The 18,219-nt window shown below is 70.7% G+C and carries 17 protein-coding genes; 6 read left to right on the top strand and 11 right to left on the bottom strand.

Annotation, left to right across the window (positions count from 1 at the left end; all coding sequences use genetic code 11):
• Positions 1-44 precede the first annotated feature (44 nt).
• Positions 45-2,585: a CHAT domain-containing protein gene (locus AB0M56_RS07145; protein ID WP_364171897.1), complete on the top strand. Its 2,541-nt coding sequence runs from the start codon at positions 45-47 to the stop codon at positions 2,583-2,585.
• 4 nt (positions 2,586-2,589) lie between these two features.
• On the opposite strand, the gene AB0M56_RS07140 is transcribed toward AB0M56_RS07145, so the two are convergent.
• The gene (locus AB0M56_RS07140) at positions 2,590-3,315 is read right to left on the bottom strand and encodes a polysaccharide deacetylase family protein (protein WP_364172015.1); all 726 of its coding nucleotides are present in this window, start codon (positions 3,313-3,315) and stop codon (positions 2,590-2,592) included.
• 98 nt (positions 3,316-3,413) lie between these two features.
• Entirely contained in the window at positions 3,414-3,866 is a 453-nt protein-coding gene (locus AB0M56_RS07135; protein WP_220245755.1) for an SRPBCC family protein, read from the bottom strand.
• Positions 3,867-3,938: 72 nt separating this feature from the next.
• Here AB0M56_RS07135 and AB0M56_RS07130 point away from each other — a divergent pair, with 72 nt between their 5' ends.
• Complete coding sequence (locus AB0M56_RS07130; RefSeq protein WP_364171895.1) at positions 3,939-5,900, top strand: FUSC family protein; 1,962 nt, start codon at positions 3,939-3,941, stop codon at positions 5,898-5,900.
• Between the two features lie 7 nt (positions 5,901-5,907).
• On the opposite strand, the gene AB0M56_RS07125 is transcribed toward AB0M56_RS07130, so the two are convergent.
• From AB0M56_RS07125 to AB0M56_RS07110, 4 genes are all read right to left on the bottom strand, one after another.
• Entirely contained in the window at positions 5,908-6,141 is a 234-nt protein-coding gene (locus AB0M56_RS07125; RefSeq protein WP_364171893.1) for an antitoxin, read from the bottom strand.
• An 84-nt stretch (positions 6,142-6,225) separates the two neighbouring features.
• Positions 6,226-7,203 (bottom strand): prephenate dehydrogenase, encoded by a 978-nt coding sequence (locus AB0M56_RS07120; protein WP_364171891.1) that lies wholly within the window; start codon positions 7,201-7,203, stop codon positions 6,226-6,228.
• 22 nt (positions 7,204-7,225) lie between these two features.
• Positions 7,226-9,223, bottom strand: a complete 1,998-nt coding sequence (locus AB0M56_RS07115; protein ID WP_364171889.1) for an NADPH-dependent 2,4-dienoyl-CoA reductase — start codon at positions 9,221-9,223, stop codon at positions 7,226-7,228.
• A complete protein-coding gene (locus AB0M56_RS07110) occupies positions 9,220-9,762 on the bottom strand; it encodes a PadR family transcriptional regulator (protein WP_364171887.1) in 543 nt (180 codons plus the stop codon). Before AB0M56_RS07110 ends, AB0M56_RS07115 begins: the two co-directional genes overlap by 4 nt.
• Positions 9,763-9,867: 105 nt before the next feature.
• Here AB0M56_RS07110 and AB0M56_RS07105 point away from each other — a divergent pair, with 105 nt between their 5' ends.
• Entirely contained in the window at positions 9,868-10,806 is a 939-nt protein-coding gene (locus AB0M56_RS07105; protein ID WP_364171885.1) for a patatin family protein, read from the top strand.
• Positions 10,807-10,950: 144 nt separating this feature from the next.
• On the opposite strand, the gene AB0M56_RS07100 is transcribed toward AB0M56_RS07105, so the two are convergent.
• The 3 genes from AB0M56_RS07100 to AB0M56_RS07090 all read right to left on the bottom strand — a co-directional run bounded on the left by AB0M56_RS07100 (position 10,951) and on the right by AB0M56_RS07090 (position 12,923).
• Positions 10,951-11,421 (bottom strand): hypothetical protein, encoded by a 471-nt coding sequence (locus AB0M56_RS07100; protein ID WP_364171884.1) that lies wholly within the window; start codon positions 11,419-11,421, stop codon positions 10,951-10,953.
• Between the two features lie 123 nt (positions 11,422-11,544).
• On the bottom strand, positions 11,545-12,393 hold the full coding sequence (locus AB0M56_RS07095) for an SAM-dependent methyltransferase (protein WP_364171882.1): 849 nt from the start codon (positions 12,391-12,393) through the stop codon (positions 11,545-11,547).
• 56 nt (positions 12,394-12,449) lie between these two features.
• Positions 12,450-12,923 (bottom strand): MarR family transcriptional regulator, encoded by a 474-nt coding sequence (locus AB0M56_RS07090; RefSeq protein ID WP_364171880.1) that lies wholly within the window; start codon positions 12,921-12,923, stop codon positions 12,450-12,452.
• A gap of 165 nt (positions 12,924-13,088) precedes the next feature.
• Here AB0M56_RS07090 and AB0M56_RS07085 point away from each other — a divergent pair, with 165 nt between their 5' ends.
• Together AB0M56_RS07085 and AB0M56_RS07080 are read left to right on the top strand one after the other, a co-directional pair.
• Positions 13,089-14,054: an alpha/beta hydrolase gene (locus AB0M56_RS07085; protein WP_364171878.1), complete on the top strand. Its 966-nt coding sequence runs from the start codon at positions 13,089-13,091 to the stop codon at positions 14,052-14,054.
• 151 nt (positions 14,055-14,205) lie between these two features.
• Positions 14,206-15,417: an alpha/beta hydrolase-fold protein gene (locus tag AB0M56_RS07080; protein ID WP_364171876.1), complete on the top strand. Its 1,212-nt coding sequence runs from the start codon at positions 14,206-14,208 to the stop codon at positions 15,415-15,417.
• 3 nt (positions 15,418-15,420) lie between these two features.
• Here AB0M56_RS07080 and AB0M56_RS07075 read toward each other — a convergent pair whose 3' ends face one another.
• Positions 15,421-16,347, bottom strand: coding sequence for a hypothetical protein (locus tag AB0M56_RS07075; RefSeq protein ID WP_364171874.1), 927 nt, complete (start codon positions 16,345-16,347; stop codon positions 15,421-15,423).
• A gap of 185 nt (positions 16,348-16,532) precedes the next feature.
• On the opposite strand from AB0M56_RS07075, the gene AB0M56_RS07070 reads away from it, so the two are divergent.
• Positions 16,533-17,120 (top strand): DUF4383 domain-containing protein, encoded by a 588-nt coding sequence (locus AB0M56_RS07070; protein WP_364171873.1) that lies wholly within the window; start codon positions 16,533-16,535, stop codon positions 17,118-17,120.
• A 129-nt stretch (positions 17,121-17,249) separates the two neighbouring features.
• Here AB0M56_RS07070 and AB0M56_RS07065 read toward each other — a convergent pair whose 3' ends face one another.
• The gene (locus AB0M56_RS07065) at positions 17,250-18,212 is read right to left on the bottom strand and encodes an SCO0930 family lipoprotein (RefSeq protein WP_364171871.1); all 963 of its coding nucleotides are present in this window, start codon (positions 18,210-18,212) and stop codon (positions 17,250-17,252) included.
• Between the last annotated feature and the right edge of the window lie 7 nt (positions 18,213-18,219).

Genomic DNA, 18,219 nt, shown 5'->3' with positions numbered 1-18,219 from the left:
CGCCGTCGTCTCTTTCCGATCGAGTGATCGCGGAGGCGTCCGACTTGTACGCGCGGGGCCGAGCGGCCTCGTTCGACCAGCGGCCCGCGGTCGCCGTGCGTTTGTTCCGGCGAGCACTGAACCGCGTCTCGCGTGGTGAAGCTCCGGCTTCGCTGGAGATCCAGGTCCGGGTTCTCATCAGCCTGGGCGCGGCGGACGCCGAGGTGACCTCGACCGAGGCCGGTCTCGCACGCCTGGCGGCGGCGGAGACGGCGCGGCAACGCCTGCCCGCGGGCGAGACGCGCGCCGAGCTCGGCTTGATCGTCAATCTCCAGCGGGCGGTCGTGGTGATGCGCGCGGGCCGGTTCGCGGAAGCGCTCGTGCTCTACGACACCGTGATGCCGCAGCTCGAAGTCGGTGATCAGCTGCTGTTCCTGCGCACGCTCAACAACCGCGCGCTGGTGCACATGGCGCTGAACCAGCCGGCCGCGGCGCAGGCGGATCTGGTGCGCGCGCTCGAGTTGTCGCTCGCGCTCGGCCAGCCGCGGCTCGAGGGCAAGATCCGGCAGAACCTCGGTGATCACGCGCAGTTGCTGGGGGACGTCCCGCAAGCGCTGTTCCACTACGAAGAGGCGGCCCGGATCTTCGTCGACTTCTTCGAGGAAGAGTCACCCGGTTCGCTGGCGGTGGTGCGGCTCGACCAGGCTCGGGCGCTGCTCACCGCGGGTCTCGGCGAGGAAGCGGCGCGCCACCTCGACGAGGCGCTGCCGCAGCTGCGCGCGAACGGGTCGGGCCAGCACATCGCCGAGGCCGAAGTCGCTCGCGCCGCCGCCGCGCTGCTGGAAGGCGACTTCGCGCTGGCGCGCAAGTTCGCGTCCGATGCGAGGCGCCGGTTCCTGCGCCGCGGCAACACGACGTGGGCCGAGATCGCCGGCCTCGCCCGGTTCCGCGCCGACGCCCACAAGATCCTCAGCACCCGCGACGCCCGGTCGACCCCGCGGCTGCCCGCCGAGCTCGTGGCGCTGGCCGAACGCCTGTCCGCGCTGGGGGTGCGGGACGAGGCGGCCGTGGCGCGGTTGCTCGCCGTGCGGCTCCTGTTGCGGCGCGAGGAGTTCGACGAGGCCGCGAAAGTGCTGGCCGGCGTGCCGAAGCCGCGCGAGACGGCGCCGATCGACCACCGGATGCTGTTCCGGCTGTGCCGCGCGGAGCTGGCCGTGGCCACGGGCCGGCCGCGGTCGGCGCTCGCGCAGGCGCGCGCCGGCCTTCGCGAGCTGGGCATGATCCGCGACCGCATGGGCGGGCTCGATCTGGTGTGCGGCACGGCCGTGCACGGTGAAGAGCTGGGCCGGCTCGCGATGCAGCTCGTGCTGCGCCGCGCTCGCAACAACGCCGCAGGTGCGCGCCGCATGTTCGCGTGGCTGGAACGCACGCGCGCGCAGGTCTACCGCTACGAGCCGCTGCCCGTGATCGAGGATCCGGTGCTGTCGAAGCACATCACGGCGATGCGGCACCTGCAGCGCACGATCCAGCGCGCCCGGGCCGAGGGCGAGCCCGTGAAGGCGCTGGAGCAGCGCTATTCCGCGCTGCAGCACGAAGCGAGCCGGCTCGGCTGGTACACGAGCCCGTGGGGCCGGCCGCGGCCGGTCGCCACGCCGGACGAGGTCGTGGAGCAGCTTGGCGACCGCGTGCTCGTGAGCCTGGTGCCCTACAACGGGCAGCTGTACTCGGTGGTCGTCGACCGCGGGTCGTTCCGGCTGCTGAAGCTCGGGCCGTACCAGGACATCGTGGAGACGGCGAAGCAGCTGCACGCCGACCTCGACGCTTTGGCGCCCGACCACCTGCCCCCGATGCTGGCCGAGACGGTGGCGGCGTCCGCCGTACGGCGCGCGGACAAGCTCGACGCGCTTATTTCCGCGTCGCTGGTCAAGACGCTCGACGACCGCGAGCTGGTGATCGTCCCCATCGGGCAGCTGTACGCGATGCCGTGGGGTGCGTTGCCATCGCTGCGTGGCCACGCGGTGTCGATCGCGCCGTCGGCCACCGCGTGGATCACCGCCAAACGCGCCACCGACGCCGACGCCGTGCTGCTCGCAGGCGGCCCCGGCGTGCCCGGCGCGGTCGGTGAGGTGAGCAAACTCCGCTCGGTCTACCCGGACGCCCGCCTCGTCGACGGCTCCGGCGCCACCAGCTCCGCCGTCCTCGCCGCCCTCGACGGCACCCGCCTGGCCCACCTCGTCGCCCACGGTGCCCACGAGCCGGCCAACGCGTTGTTCTCCCGCCTCGAGCTCGTCGACGGCCCGCTGTTCGCCCACGAGACCTCGCGCCTCGCGAAACCGCCCGAACGCGTCGTCCTCGCGGCCTGCGAACTGGCCATGAGCCACATCCGTCCGGGCGAAGAAGCCCTCGGTTTCGCCGGCACGCTCCTGGCCAGCGGCTCCCGCACCGTCATCGGCGCCGTCGCCCGCGTCGGCGACCGCGCGGCGGCAGACACGATGGCGGACCTGCACCGGCGGCTGGCCGACGGCACGCCGCCGGCGCTCGCGTTGGCGGAGGCGATCGCCGTGGACCCGCTGCGGCGGCCGTTCGTGTGCCTGGGCGCGGGCTGAGGAACTAGGCCAGGAAGTCCGCCAGCGGCACCGGCGTCAGTCCGTCCTTCTTGGCCTGCGCGAGAAAAGCTTCGTAGTCTTCCTTGAACGTCTTGCGGAAGTGCATCAGCACGATGTCGCCCGGGCGGAGCTTGTCGCCGACCTGGAACTGGACGTGTCCGTCGTTCACCGCGGCGGACCACAGCACGGCGACGCGCATGCCGCAGAGCTGGGCGGCGTGCAGGGTGTTCTGGTCGTAGTTGCCGAACGGCGGGCGGAACAACACCGGGCGCACGCCGAGCTCGTGCTGGAAGTCGTCGGCGTCGTCGCAGATCTGCTTTTGCTGGTAGGCCAGCGGTTTGCCCTTGAGGTCCGGGTGGTCGACGGTGTGGTCGCCCAGCGTCGCGCCCGTCGAGTCCAAAATGGACTTGAAGTAGGCCTCGTGGCCCTTCACGTACCGCTGGTTCAGGAACAGCACCGGGTGCCCGCCCGACTGCTGGATCAGGCCCGGAGCCGAGGGATCCTTGACGGCGCCGTCGTCCATGGTGATGAACACGTACGGCTTGGTGGTGGTGATGCGGCGGACCACGCCGACCTTGCCGTCGGCGATGGCGGGTGCCTTCTGTTGCACCGTGCCGAACGGGTACGGCCCCGACGTAGCCGGGTGCACAGCGCCGGGCGCGGGGTTCGGCTGGCTAGGGGGCGGCGCGACAACCGGCGCCGGCGCGGAGCAAGCCGCCACCACGAACAACCCGGCCACCACAGAACCCAGCTTCGTCACGCGTTTCACACGAGGGGAGACGTCGCGACCGCGGCTGGAGTTGAACCGCTGTGGCCCAGCGCACCCGGTCAGCGCCCGGAGTCGGCCGCTTTGACCAGTTGCGCCGAAAGGATCCGGATCGCACCGCGCAGTGCGGCGGCGGCGAAAGCTCCGGTTCCGGGCACGGACTCGGTGAACGAGCCCGTCCAGCGCAGGTCCGTGCCGCCCGCGGTGTTCGGGGTGAAGAACACTTCCGCGCGGTAGTCGCGCACGGGCCCGGAGCCGTCGAAGGTGTAGACGTGGCGCCGGTCGGGCTCGTACTCCACCGTCTTCTCCCGCAGCAGCACCGGCCACAGTCCCACTTCGCGGACGGCGCCGACGCCGTTGGGATCGTCGTCACCCCGCCGCGCCCAGCGCGCCTGCACGATCAGCGGACGGCCCCACTTCGACCACAGCGGACCCTCGGTTTCCAGGCGGAACAGGACTTCCGGCGGCGCCGTACTGACGCGGTTGACCTCGAACGAGTACGTACGGCCCGGCATCGTCGGCCCCTTCCGTCTTGTTGACGGGTTGATAATTAACCCGAGGCGCTCAGCGTAGGTCAAGATGGGTGCGTGAGCCGCCCCGACTTCGCCGCGCCGCACTGGCTGGTCCAGCTCCTCCGCTCGAAACCGGTCCCGGTCCCGTGGAACATGGTCGCCCGCGCGGTCGTCGCGCTCGCCACGCCACTGGCCGTCGCGTACGCGGCCGGCGACATCGGCGTGGGCGCCCTGGTCTCCACCGGCGCGTTGCCCGCCGTGTTGTCCGAGGCCGCGGGGCCGTACCGCTACCGCGCCCGCCGGCTGGGCGGCGCGACGCTCGCGGCGGCCGGCGGCTACCTCGTCGGCCTGCTTACGGGCGCGGTTCCGGCGTGGTCGATCCCGGCGATCGTGGTGATCGCGGCGGTGTCGGCGCTGATCAGCGCGGCCGGCAGCAACGCGTCGGTGGCGGCGCTGCAGATGTTCGTCTTCTGCGTGCTCGGCACCGCGCAGCACGCGACGGGCCTGAAGATCGAAGAGCTGTTCGGCTACTTCTGCCTCGGCGCGGCCTGGAGCCTGTTCGTGGCGCTGGTGACGTGGACGGTCCACGGCACAAGCCCTGAACGCACCGCCGTCGCGCAGGTCTACATCGAGCTCGCCGCGATGCTGTCGGCCACCGACGAGCCGACGTCGCGCGTCGCCCGCAACCAGCTCACCACGGCCATGAGCACCGCGTACGACCGGCTGCTCACCGCGCGCTCGTGGCTCTCGGGCCGCGACGCCGCGTACCGCCAGTTGCTGAACCTGCTGTCCGCGACCACGCCGGCCGTCGAGGCGTCCGTCGCGATGGTCAACGCCGGGCACCGGCCGCCGCCCGAGGTCATCGACTACCTCACCGGCGCGGCCGCGTCCGTGCTCGCGACCCAGCCGCTGCCCGCGCCGCCGCCGATGCCCGAGGACGACCTCGACCCGGTCGAGTCCGCGCTCTACGCCGGCCTCGCCCGCATCGAGAAGGGCGACAACCGGCAACGACGTGCTCCCGCCTCGCCGTACCAGCGTCTTCGCGAGTGGTTCGGCTCGCTCGCGTCCGGCCCGCTGACGTGGCTGGTGGCCCTGCGGCTCACGGTGTGCGTGGCGGTGGCCGAGGTCGTGGCGCTGATGGTGCCGTTCGAGCGCTCGTACTGGATCACGCTGACGGTCGGCGTGGTGCTGAAACCCGACTTCGGCTCGGTCTTCGGCCGCGCGCTGCTGCGCGGTATGGGCACGATCGCGGGTGTCGGCATCGGCGCGATCGTGCTCGCCATCGGCGCGCGCGGCTGGGTCCTGGTGGTGCTGATCGCCCTGTTCGCGGGCGGTGCCGCGATCGGGAAGGTGCGCAACTACGGCATGCTCGGCACCTTCGTGACGCCACTGATCATCCTGCAGATGGACCTCGCCCAGACGGGCAGCTGGTCGGTCGTCCTCGCGCGGTTGCTGGACACCGTCACCGGCTGCGTGATCGTGCTGCTGATCGGCTACCTGCTCTGGCCCGGCTCCCGCCGCCCGCGGGTCGGCGGCCGGCTGGCGAACAGCTTCGACACGGTCGCGGCTTACGTCCAAGCCGCCCTCGTCCTCAACTCGACCCCAGAGGCCCGCCTGGCCCGTTCACGCTCCCGCCGCGCGGCCTACCGTGCGCTCGCGGACCTGCGCACGGCGTTCCAGCAGGTGATCGTGGAGCCCTCACCCGCGGGCCGGCACGCCGTGGCGTGGTGGCCGGTGATCGCGGGGCTCGAGCGCGTGGCGGACGCCGTCACTGAGGTCTCCGTGACGCTCGGCCGCGGCGTGCCGGCCCCGTCACCCGCGGAGATCGCACTGGTCACCGACGCCTTGGCCGAGCTCGCGGCGGCCGTGCGCGAGCAACGTGAGCCGGGCTCGGTGCCCCTGCCCGACAGCGCGCAACTCTCCGGCGTCGTCGACCAGCTCGGCTCGACGTTCGACGCGGTGCGCGGTCCGGACCTCGTGGAAACCGCCCCGCTGCGGCTGGTGCGCCGGTTCCTGCCCTATCACCGGCGCACCTGACCACCGCTTACTGCTGCGGCGGCTGCGGGGGCTGCTGACCCTCGTCGGGCTTGTCGGTGCCGACGAGCTTGCCGAGGAAGTCCTTGGCCTTCTCGACGCCGCCGTCGATCTGCGAGTCGTGGCCGCTCGTCTTGGACTTGGCGAACCCGGCCGCCTTGTCGAGGCCCTGCTCGATCTTGTCGCTGTTGTCCCGCAGGGCCTCGGTGGCTTTGTTCTTGAGCTCGTCGAAATTGATGCCCATGTTCGTTCGCTCCCCAATCCCGGAGTTGACGCCCCCATCGTCACACAACGGACGCCCCCGGCAACTCCGGGCGAATTCCCTGGGTTAGTTGACTTCGCCGCTCGCCACGCCGTCTTCCAACGCGGTGATCCGGCCACCCCGCTCGCCCAGGCCGATCAGCGCTTCGCGGGCGTCCGGGGCGGAGAGGGTGACGCGGACGCCGGAGCGGGCGGCATCGTGGGCGGTGGAGTAGGCCAGGGCGCCGTCGTGGCCGGCCTTGATGGTGGCGGCCAGGCCGCCGGTGGAGGCCAGCGAGCCGCGGGCGGCGCCGAGGCGGCCGAGGGCCTCGTCGACGATGGGCAGCAGCGCGTCGCGGTTGCCTTCGGTCATGGCGCGGACCAGTTCGGGGCTGGAGCCGGCCACGCGGGTGCCGTCGCGGTACGAGCCGGCGGCCAGGGACATCGCGAGTGGCCCGCCCTGGGCGCCGATGGTGGCCAGGATCGCGGCGAACAGGTGGGGCAGGTGCGAGATCCGCGCGACGGTCTCGTCGTGCGAGTCGGCGGGCAGCGGCACCGCGAACGCGCCGACGTCGAGCACCAGCCGGGTCACCTCGGCCCACGCTTCGAGATCGGTGTCCTCCTCGACGCCGACGACCCACGCCGCGCCCTCGAACAGCGAAGCGTTGCCCGCGAGCCAGCCCGACTCGGCCGTGCCCGCCATCGGGTGCCCGCCCACGTAGCGCGTGTACGGCGCGCGCCGCCGCACTGCGTCTAGCATCGGGCCCTTGACACTCACCACGTCGGTGAGCACACAGTGCGGCGCGTGCTGCGCGACCAGCCGCAACAGGTTCTCGACGGCCGGCAGCGGCACGGCGAGCACGATCAGCGCCTCGGCCGACTCCGCCCGGTGCAGCGCGGCTTCCACGTCGGTGGTCACGTCGTAGCCGGCGCGGCTGGCGGCGTCGGCGTCCACTTCGGACACCGCGGCGCCCCACGTGGTCCTGCCGCCGGCCACGCTCGCGCGCAGCAGCGACCCGCCGATGAGCCCGAGTCCGATCACGCACACATCTCGCACGGGGCTCATCCTGCCAGTGGCCGCAACCCGGCTACAGCGTGGCCGCCAGGCGCGTGCCCTGGTCGATGGCGCGTTTCGCGTCCAGCTCAGCCGCCACGTCGGCGCCGCCGATGAGGTGCACCGGCGCCGAACCCAGCGCGTCCGCCAGATCGCGCACGGGCTCCTGACCGGCACAGACCACCACCGTGTCCACCTCCAGCAGCCGCGGCTTCCCGTCGACGGTCACGTGCAGCCCGGCGTCGTCCACCCGCTCGTAGGTGACGCCGGAGATCCGCTCCACGCCCTTCGCCTTCAGCGCCGCCCGGTGCACCCAGCCCGACGTCTTGCCCAGCGACGCCCCGATCGGCGTCTTCTTGCGTTGCAGCAGGTAGACGGTCCGCGGCGACGGTGAAGGCCGCGCCACTCCGAGGCCGCCGGCAGCGAGCGCGGGATCCGTGACCCCCCACTCCGTCAGCCACTCGTCGCGGGTCAAGGTCGCGGACGTGAGGAACTCGCTCACGTCCACCCCGATCCCGCCGGCCCCGATCACGGCGACCCGCGACCCGACCGAGGCGCCACCTCGCACGACGTCCACGTAGGACACCACCCGGGGATGGTCGATCCCCTCGAGCGCCGGCACCCGCGGCACGACGCCAGTGGCCAGCACGACCTCGTCGAACCCGGTGAGATCCTCGGCCGACGCACGCCGTCCGAGGTGCACCTTCACACCCGTGACCTCCAGCCGCCGCGCGTAGTAGCGGATGGTCTCGGCGAACTCCTCCTTGCCCGGGATCCGGCGCGCGATGCCGAACTGGCCGCCGATCTCGTCGGCCGCCTCGAACAGCTCGACGCGGTGGCCGCGCTCGCCCAGCGCCGTCGCCGCCGCGAGCCCGGCCGGCCCGGCGTCGACCACGGCCACGTGCTTCGCGCGCCGCGTCGGCGACAGCACCAGCGTCGTCTCGTGGCCGGCGCGCGGGTTGACCAGGCACGACACGGGTTTGCGGCTGAACGCGTGGTCGAGGCAGGCCTGGTTGCACGCGATGCACGTGTTGATCTCGTCCTCGCGGCCTTCCTCCGCCTTGCGGACCCACGACGGGTCGGCGAGGAACGGCCGCGCCAGCGACACGAGGTCCGCGTCGCCGCTCGCCAGCACCTCTTCGGCAACCTGCGGCATGTTGATGCGGTTCGACGTCACGACCGGGATCGACACGTGCGGCTTGAGCTTCCCGGTCACCCACGTGAACGCGGCGCGCGGCACCGACGTCACGATCGTCGGCACGCGCGCCTCGTGCCAGCCGATGCCGGTGTTGATGATGGTGGCGCCGGCGGCTTCCACTTCCTTCGCCAGCGCCACGACGTCGTCCCAGCTCTGCCCGCCTTCGACGAGGTCGAGCATCGAGAGCCGGTAGATGATGATGAAGTCCGGGCCCACCTTTTCGCGCGTGCGCCGCACGATCTCCACCGCGAACCGGCGGCGCTTCCGGGCGGAGCCGCCCCAGCCGTCGGTACGCTTGTTGGTGCGCTCGGCCAGGAACTGATTGATCAGGTAGCCCTCGGAGCCCATGATCTCGACGCCGTCGTACCCCGCCTCGCGGGCGAGCGCGGCGCAGTCGGCGAACGCGCGGATCGTCCGCTGGACGCCGTAGCCGGTCAGCGCGCGCGGGCGGAACGGGTTGATCGGCGCCTTGAGGCTCGACGCGGAGACGCTCAACGGGTTGTACGAGTAGCGGCCCGCGTGCAGGATCTGCAGGGCGATCTTGCCGCCGGCCTCGTGCACGGGCGCGGTGAGCTGCCGGTGCTCTTTCGCTTCCGCCGTCGTCGAAAGCTTCGAGGCGAACGGCAGCAGCCAGCCCGTGCGGTTCGGCGCGAACCCGCCCGTGACGATCAGGCCGGCGCCACCGCGGGCCCGCTCGGCGTAGTACTCGGCGAGCTGCGGGAAGTGGGCCGCGCGGTCTTCGAGGCCGGTGTGCATCGAGCCCATGAGCACGCGGTTGCGCAGGGTCGTGAAGCCGAGGTCGAGCGGTTTCAGGAGGTGGGGGTAGGGCGTCATCGGGCGTCCTTCTCGTCGGATTGGAGCGCGTTCAGGACTTCGTCGAGCCACTCGATCTGGCCTTCTTCGACCCGGATTCCGCCGCGCAGCACGAGGTATTGGTGCAGGGCGCGGCCGCTGGTGGGTGCGGGGAAGTCGCGTTTCTCGATCCGGCGGTACGCGTCGAGCCGCTCGGCGTGGGCCGCGCGGTGCCGCGCCAGTTCTTCGGCGACGGCGTTTTCGTCTCCGAAGGAAGCCCCACGGAGCTTCACCGCCAGCTCCTGCGGTCCGGCTGATGCGTTGGGCTCCGCGAGCCACCGACGCAGCTCGGCCTGCCCGGCCGCGCTGACGGTGTGCACCTTTTTGTCCGGCCGCCCGTCCTGCGCGACGGTCTCGACCGCCACCCAGCCGGCCTCTTCCATCCGCTTGAGCACGCGGTAGATCTGCTGGTGGGTGGCGCTCCAGAACAGGCCGATCGACTTCTCGAAGCGGCGCGCGAGCTCGTAGCCCGAACCCGAGCGTTCGGACAGCGAGACGAGGATCGCGTGCTCCAGTGCCATGGCCTTCAGGTTGCTATGCAACTAGGTGCAGTGCAACCTGTTGCAACGCAGGTCACCCGGCAGGGTGGGGCAAATCGGGTCGACGAATGGCGTGAACCGGCCAGGATGGACATCGTGCACCCGGTTCTGGAACTGATCAACGAACGGCTGGCGTCGGGCAGCGTGCCGGGGGAGCGGAGTGACGACCGCCGCCTGGTGCTCGCGATCGAAGGGGGCAGCAGCCGCGGCACGTACTCGAGCGGCATGGTCCTGGCCCTGGACGAGATTGGCGCGACACCCGCGTTCGACGCGGTCTACGGCTCGTCGGCCGGAGCCTTGAATGCCGCGTGGCTGCTCTGCGGACGCTCCCAGACGGGCGTGCGCACCTGGTGGAACCCCACGGTGATGCGCCGGATCATAAACCCGCTCCAAGCCCTGCGCGGCAAGTCCGTGATCGACCTGGACTACCTCGTGCACCAGGTGTATTCGGTGCTGGAGCCCATGGACTTCCCGGCGATCCTGGCCAACCCCGTCACGTTCCACCCCTTGGCGACCGACGCGGACACCGGCGAGTCCACCGACCTGCACCCGTTCATTTCCGAGGTCGCCGACATCAAGACCGCCTTGGCGGCCTCGTCGTGCATGCCCGTGCTCGCCGGCCCGCCGATCGCGATGGGCGGCCGTCGTTTTGTCGACGCGGGTGTGGCGGAGCCGCTGCCCTTTCGGACCGCTTTGGCTCAGGGCGCGACAGACGTGCTGGTCTTGCGCACCCGCCGGTCGGACGAGCTGCCGGCCCCGCCGCCGCGGGTGCAGGACGTCGTCGTGCCGCGGTTTTTGCGCCGCCACGCCCCGGGCACGGTCAACGCGTGGCGGGAGCAGTACACCCACGATCTCGACGACGAACGCCTGCTGCGCGAGGATTCGCGCCTGGCGAGCATCCGGCCGCCCGCCGGCTCTCCGGCCGTGGGGGCGCTGGAACGCGACCCCGCGGTGTTGCGGCGGGCGGTGGAGCTGGGCCGGGAAGCGGTGTACAGCGCGTTGGAAGTGCTGCGGGAGGCTTCCTGACGGTCAGCCCTCACGCGACTTCCGCCGCACCCGCTCGGTGCGCTCTGCGGCGGCTTCGGGTGTGGTCATCCCCTTCCGTGGTTGCGCCGGTCCTTCTCGTAGCTCAGGGCCTTCTTCTCCTGCGGGCTCTTGCGCGCCATCGCGTCAGGCCGCCACGACGTGGTTGGCCCTCGACTGGACCACCAGCCTCTGCGCGCCCAGCGACACCGCGAGGTACAGCAGGATCGAAGCGCTCCCGAGGCCCTTCGCCGGGCTGTTCGCGTCGATCACGAAGTCCAGTCCGATGTGGATGGCGATGGCGACCACCCACAGGGCGACGGTGAGCCACGTGCCCTGGCGCCAGAGCTGGCCGTCGGCGCGCCAGAGGCGGACGGTGTACGCGCGGACGAGGCCGAAGAGGGCCGCGATGACCAGGCTGCCGATGAGCAGCAACACGGCGGGCGTACCCGGGGTGCCGCCCTTGAAGAACGACGCGAGAGACACCACGCCGAGCACGGCGAGGATCAGCAGGACGGTCGGTTTGCGGTCTTCGCGCACGAGGCGTTTCTGCGTCTGTCGCCAACACAGCCACGCCAGCACGACGAGTCCGATGAGGATGTTGACGGTGTTGCTCACGGTGGTCCCCTCCAGGCAGAACTCAAGGTGAGCACCAGCTTGGCGGGCGGCGAGCCGGGAAGCGTCAAACCCAGGGTTGATCCCAGGTCGGTTTCACTCCACCACGGCCAGCCCACAAACCGGTCATAGCGATGGTTTCCGCGCCACTCCACCGATCACGCGCGACTCCGAAGGCGCCTTCGCGAACACGGTGTCGCGGTCGGGGTGCCACGCCGGCGCGTAGACCAGGCCCGGCTCCAGCAGCGGCCACCCGCCGAAGAAGCGCGAGAATTCCGCCAGGTTGCGCAGAACGCCGGGGTTCGTCGTGGACTCGTAGTACTCCAGCAGATCGGCCAGTGCCTGGCGTTCGTCGTCGTCCACGGGGTTCTCGTTGGTCATCTGCGAGAGCACCAGCAGTGAGCCGGGAGCCACGCGGTCGCGGTAGAAGGACAGGATGCCGTCCGGGTCCTGGTCGTCCTTGATGAAGTGCAGCACCGCGTTCACGATCAGCGCGACGGGCTCGCGCACGTCGATCACGTCCGAGTCCATCACGCGCTCCCACAGCTCTTCCGGCTGCAGCAGGTCCGCGGCGATGGCCTGGTGGCGTTCCTCGTCGGCGGTGTCGGCGAGCAGGATCTGCGAGTGCGCGAGGGCGACGGGCTCGTTGTCGATGTAGAGCACGTGCACGTCGTGCTCCGGGCGCTCGGCGTCGGCGACCTCGTGCACGTTGCCCGCCGTCGGCAGGCCCGAGCCGATGTCCACGAACTGCCGAATCCCGGCGCGCACGCTCTGGCGCACCGCGCGGCCGAGGAACTGCCGGCTGGTCAGGCAGTAGTCACCCATGAGCGGCAGCCGCGCGCGCACCTTCTCGGCGAACTCGCGGTCGATCGCGTAGTTCGTGTTGCCGCCGATGAAGTAGTCGTAGATCCGGGCCGCGGACGGCCGGTCCAGACTGCCTTCGACTGCGCGCAGCGCTTCGTCTCGTTCGATCATCGCCGTCCTCACCGCTCGGGTCGCACCCATGCTAACCACGGTGCGCGACAAGCGGATCAAGCCGTGGTGATGGCCTCCCGATAGGCGTTCACGGATTCCGTCAACTGGTCCATCGAGACGCGCAGCTGGACGATCGTCTCGAGGTCGAAGCCCAGCGCGCGGCCGATGTGCGGCGGGATCCGCTCGGCCTGCGCGCGCAGCGCCTCGCCCTTGTCGGTGAGCGTGATCCGCACGGAACGCTCGTCGTCGGCCTGGCGCTCGCGCGTGACGAGGCCGGCCTTTTCCAGGCGCTTCAACAGCGGCGACAACGTGCCCGAATCGAGGTTCAGCGCGGCGCCGAGCTCCTTGACCTGCTGGGCGTCGTGCTCCCACAGCGCCAGCATCACGAGGTACTGCGGGTACGTGAGGTCGAGCGGCTCGAGCAGCGTCCGGTAGAGCGACGTGACGGCGCGCGACGCCGAGTACAGCCCGAAGCAGAGCTGGTCGTCTAGCAGGAGCGAGCCCGTCTCACCGGGATCCTGGCTGGTCATGGGTACCTCCTCGGCAAGGTGTAACTCTCAATGATCCCCGAGTTGTGCCCGAACGAGCAACTCAAGTGCCTTATATCTCATTGGACTCAGTTTAGTTGTGCGCAATTTAGTTGTGTACTAACTTCATGAGGGTCGGCAACGGACACCGCCTGGAGGAGACCCGAGATGACCACCCCGAATCCGCAGAACCTCGCCCTCGAACCCGCTGCGCAAGCGTTTTCCGAGGCCACGGCCGCGCACCCGTTCCTGTTCGAGCTTCCGCCGGCCGAAGGTCGCAAGGCCGTGGACGGCGTGCAGGACGGCCCCGTCGAGATGCCGCCCGCCGACATCGAGGTCGTCCAGGTTCCGGGTGGCCCGAACGGCGACGTCGAGGTCCGCATCGTCAAGCCCCAGGGCGTGACCGGTCCGCTGCCGATCCTCGTGTACGTCCACGGCGCCGGCTGGGTCTTCGGCGGCTTCCACACCCACGAGCGCCTGGTCCGCGAGCTCGCCGCCGGCACCGGCGCGGCCGTGGTCTTCTCCGAGTACAGCCTTTCGCCCGAGGCGCGCTACCCCGTCGCGATCGAGGAGAACTACGCGGTCGCGAAGTGGGCCGTCGAGCACGGCGCCGAGAAGGGGCTCGACACCTCGCGCGTCGCCATCGCCGGTGACTCCGTCGGCGGGAACATGACCGCCGCCCTCACGATCATGGCCAAGCAGCGCGGCGACGTGCGCTTCCTGCAGCAGGTGCTCTTCTACCCGGTCACCGACGCGAACTTCGACACTGAGTCCTACCACCTGTTCGCCACGGGCTACTTCCTGCAGCGCGACGCCATGAAGTGGTTCTGGGACCAGTACACGACCGACGAGGCCCAGCGGGCCGAGATCACCGCGTCGCCGCTGCGTGCGTCGCTCGAAGACCTGGCGGGCCTGCCGCCGGCGCTCGTGATCACCGGCGAGGCCGACGTGCTTCGCGACGAGGGTGAGGCGTACGCGGCGAAGCTGCGCCGCGCGGGCGTCGCCGTGACAGCCGCGCGCTACGCCGGCGCCATCCACGACTTCGTGATGGTCAACGCGCTGCGCGAGACCGGGGCCGCCGACGCCGCGATCAAGCAGGCGATCAGCGTTCTCCGTGGCGCGTTCGAGGCCTGAAACCGCAGCTGAGACGCCTGGCGGGCTACCCTCTTGATCTTGTGACGGCGCTCACCTGATCACAACGGGGGTGGCCTGCCGAACGTTTCTTGTACAGGGGTTTGTACAGCGGGTTCGATCTTCCGGACGCGCGCCGGAGGAGGGGGTTCCCGTGCACCTGAGCAGCATCCGGCTGGACTCACCGGTCGAAGTGATCGTGATCGGTGTGCTGGCCGTGCTCGCGGTCGTGGCCGTCCCGTGGTTCTGGGACCGGTGGCGCAAGCGCAAGCAGCTCGGGCGCAGCGCCACCGTGCTCACGGCCGTGGTGCTGATCGTGGTGAGCGTTTCCCTGGTCGGCAACCTCATCGGCGGCTTCTTCCCGACGCTCGGCTCGCTGCTCGGCACCGGCGTATACGCGGCCGAAAGCGCCGACGCCGAGGCCGGCGACAACGGCGCGGACCTCGACAAGCTGCGCGACCTCGGCGTGGTGCACGCGCGCGAGGGCAAAGGGACCGTGCTGCACATGAAGGTCATCGGCCGGCGCACCGGACTTGTGCGCGACGTCGCCGTGTACCTGCCGCCGCAGTACTTCCAGCTGGCCTACCGCTCTCTGAAGTTCCCGGCGATCGAGTGGATCCCGAACTACCCGTCGGGCCCCGAAGTGGCCACCAGCGGCTACCACCTGCCCGAACAGCTCGACGCGGCGATCGCCAAGCACGTGCTGCCGCCCACCGTCGTCGTGATCCCCGACCCGACGGGCGTGCCGAAGGTCGGCCACGACACCGAGTGCGTCGACGAGGTCGGCGGCACCCCCAACGACACCTACCTCTCCGCCGACGTCCGCGAGTGGGCCATCCAGCGCCTCGGCCTCAACCCGGCGCGCGGCGCGTGGACCATCGCGGGCTGGTCCTCGGGCGGCTACTGCGCCATGAACCTCGTGACGCGCCACCCGCAATGGTTCGCCCAAGCCGTCAGCGTCAGCGGCTACGACCGCGCCCAGGTGGACTCCGAAACCGAAGACCTCTTCCACGGCCGCCACGACATCGACGACGCCAACAACGTCCGCGTGAACGTGCGCCTGCATCCGTCCCCTGTGGACATCCTGGCGATCTCCGGGGACAAGGAGAGCTACGAGAGCTTCGCCATCGACCAGATCCGCGCCGCCGCCCAAACCCCGGTCCGCTTCTCCTCGTGGCGGATGCCGGACGCGGGCCACAACATGAACACGTTCAAGTCGCAACTGCCCGACGTCCTGGCGTGGATCGGCGCGCGCATTCCCGCGCCTTGTGCGGCCGGCCGGCAGGTCGACGTCAGCGGAGGCGTGCGGCCGTGGCCGTTGCCGAAGTCGGGGGCGCGCGGTGCGTTGTCGGCGACGGGCGAGTGAGGGTCACGATTTCAGCAGTGGCAAGAGGTTCTTCACGACGGACGTGATCTGCGCCGACGCGGTGGCGTAGCTGACGGACTGTGGCTGTTCCGTGAGGACGGTGACGATGAAGCGGTCGCCGTCGCCGACGAGGCCGGAGGTGTGGAGCATGCGGGTCGGGCGGCAGCAGGACCAGCCTTGCTTCACGGCGAAGTTGCCGGGGCCAAGGGCATCGGGGATGCCGAAGTACTGGCGGAAACCGTCGGCGCCGAACTCGGTGGCGCCGTGCAGGGCGGCGAGGATCGCCGTGCGTTCGCCGGCGGGAGCTTTGGTGAGCAGGAAATGGTAGATCTTCGTGATGTCGCCGGCCGTGATCTCCGTGTCGCCCCAACGGCCGGGGCTGGTGGGCGGGTGGGTTTTCGTGAGGCCTATTCGCCGGATAGCGTTTTCGACGATCTTCGTCTCCCCGTTGGCGACCCAGAGCGTGCTGGCGGTCGTGTCGTCGCTGCGGGACAGCATTTCCTTCACGGTGCCGGCGGGCGTGCCGTTCTCCAGGGCGGACAGGGCGATCATGAGCTTCACCAGCGACGCCGACGTGTAAGTGCGGTCCGCGTTCACCGACAGCGCGGTGGTCCCCGTTGTCCGGTCGTAGACCACGGCGCTCACGTGCCCGCGCGGGACGAGCGCCGACAGCGCCTGGGTGCTCGGCTTGCCGGCCTTGGCGCCACCGGGCGTCGACGAGTTGCGCGCCGGCGGGATTTTGGCGGACGACGTGGGCGACGGGGTGTCCGGAGGCGCGGAAACGGTCGAGCTCTCCGAGCCGGCCGCGGCGATCGGCGTCGGACCGAGCGCGGTGACGACGTGCCGCGCCGGCTCCGCCGCCACGAGCACCAGCGCGACGAGTGCCCCCAGGCACAGCCCCACGAGGAAGAGGACGTTCACTTTGCGCATGACCGGACTTGTCCGATCACCCGTTCGGTGTTGCCGAATCGGGGGCCTTTTGTGGCATTGATCTCGAACAAGCCCGAATCCGGTGACGCTCCGAGGGCCTGCGGGCAAGCACCGGCGTTTCACTCCGGGCGAAGACGGGGTACCTCCTTCGCGTGAGTCAGCTCACCACGGGAAGGACTGGAGTCATGGTTCATGCGCACGGAGCCCGGATCCGGGTGGAGGGCCTGCAGCCCGCGCAGGTCCTGGCCGCCCTGGTGGGCGTCGCGTTCCTGGTCTACGGCGTCATCGGCTTCGCGAGGACCGGCGTCGGGGGCTTCACCGGGCACCACGAAGCCGGCTTTTGGCGGTTCTCCGGCAACCCGATGAACAACCTGGTGCACGTGGTGACCGGCGCGCTCGGCCTGCTGCTCGCGTTCGGCTCCGGCCGCGCGCGGACCTTCGGCTGGCTGCTCTTCTTCGGCTACGGCGTGCTGTTCGTGTGGGGCCTGATGATCACCGGCATGGTCGCGGCCAACCCGTTCGCCGTCGCCGGCAACCCGCTGGACCTCACGACGCCGGACAACTGGCTGCACCTCGGCATCGCCGTGCTGGGTCTGGTGATCGCGATGGCGCCGGCGCGCCGCAAGGTGCGGCTGCCGGACGAGGACGTGGAGCCGATCACGGCGGATGGGGCCCAGACGAGCGTGATCGAGCGGGTCGAGGACGACGACCACGCCGGGTCCACCCGGGAGATCCAGCCCCGCGACAAGCGCGGTCCCGGCCTGGCGCACTAGAACACCCGAAGGCCCGGCAACTCCCGCAGTTGCCGGGCCTTCGGTGTGTTCGGGAACTGCCGCTCCTTCCGTCGCCCGCGGCCGGTTGTCCTGACGACGCGCTGTCGGGGCGCGGCGCCGGGTCTGGAGTCAGTAGCTGTACGGGTCGCTCGAAGCGCCGGCGGCCGGGGCGCTCGTGGTCGGCTTGGCCGGGGCGGTGCCGGTGCTTCTGGTGGTGCCGGACTTGCAGCCGTTGGGCTCGATCACGAACCACGTGCCCTTCACGCCCATGCCGTTGGCCTGGCCGGGCGCGGTGTCCTTCGAATACCGGTACAGCGGCCAGCCGCCGAGCGTGGCCTGTGTGGTGCCGTCGGCGCGCTTGACGCTGCCGAGCAACTTGGCGTCGATGCCGTCGAGTGCGACGTCGCCGCTGGTCAGCATGGGCGGCCACAGCTTGGCGCAGTCACCGTCGCAAGTGGACTTCGAGGGTTTCTTGCTGTCCTTGGTGAACAGGTAGAGCGTGAAGCCGTCCTGGTCGACCACGGCCGCGCCGACGCCCTTGACCTCACCGGCGCTGAGTTTCACACCGTCCGAAGTGGACTTTCCGGCCTTGCCGCCCTGCGGGGTGGCCGCGAACCAGGTGCCGTTCACGCCCTGGCCGGTGGCGTCGCCGGGCGTGGTGTCCTTGGCGTAGGTGTAGAGCGGCCAGCCGTTCACGGTCACCTGCTCGGTGCCGTCGTCGCGGGTCACGCTGCCGACGAGGCTCTTGTCCACGCCGTCGACCTGCACGTCGCCCTTCGACAGCAGCGGCGGCCACGCCTTGGCGCAGTCGTCGACGCACGCGGACTTCGGCGGTTTGGCGGTGTCCTTGTCAAAGCGGTAGAGGGTCTGGCCGTCGCCGTCGGTGAGGACTTTGCCCAGCTCACCGACGTCGGTGGCCGCGAGTTTGACGGCCGTCTCGGTCGCGGCCGCGGCGTTGCCGACTTGACCGCCCCCGGTCCCGCCGCCAGGCACCGGCGTGGGTAGAGCGGTCGTGCCCGAGCAGGCGCTCAGCAGCGTGAGCCCTGCGGCCGCCGAGACGACGATGACGCCCGTGCGGAACCTGCGAAGCATGAAACTT

It is taken from the genome of Amycolatopsis sp. NPDC051372 (assembly GCF_040682095.1).
Taxonomy (GTDB): domain Bacteria; phylum Actinomycetota; class Actinomycetes; order Mycobacteriales; family Pseudonocardiaceae; genus Amycolatopsis.
This window is presented reverse-complemented; position numbering and strand designations above follow the sequence as displayed.